Origin of the sequence: Liquorilactobacillus sicerae, from assembly GCF_029916425.1 — a bacterium.
GTDB classification, from domain to species: domain Bacteria; phylum Bacillota; class Bacilli; order Lactobacillales; family Lactobacillaceae; genus Liquorilactobacillus; species Liquorilactobacillus sicerae.
This window is the reverse complement of record NZ_JAHAVQ010000372.1, coordinates 1-368: the sequence shown is the minus strand read 5'-3', so window position 1 is coordinate 368 and position 368 is coordinate 1. Positions and strand designations below refer to the sequence as shown.

Sequence of the window (368 nt, the reverse complement as noted above, 5' to 3'; positions counted from 1 at the left end):
GTCAAAAGAAAATGAACACATTTCAAGTCTAATCACTTACGGTAGTATTTATTGATATTACTAGTTTTTTGATAGAGAAATAATTATACCACTCAATGTTCAAACAGGGTACACCCTATTTGAACATTTAATGGTAGCTTAATTTATCAATATCAAGCTTAAAAAAGGATCTAGTTTACGCATTTTTACAGTATATGAAGAAAATATTATTTACTAATAATAAATTATGTTATAATTTTAGATGTTCAAATAGGGTGTACGCAATCTGATTATACGCAAGGATATTTGGAGGGAATATGATGGAAAAGTTGCATTATAAAATGTACAAAAAAGGTAGAAGATGGGTGTTCGCAGCAATCACTGTTGTA

The 368-nt window shown here is 28.5% G+C and carries 1 protein-coding gene; it reads left to right on the top strand.

Translation table 11 applies throughout. The features are described from left to right. Positions 1-296 precede the first annotated feature (296 nt). Positions 297-368 (top strand): KxYKxGKxW signal peptide domain-containing protein (locus tag KH893_RS13270; protein ID WP_427860473.1); only part of this gene is annotated, 72 nt, incomplete at its 3' end.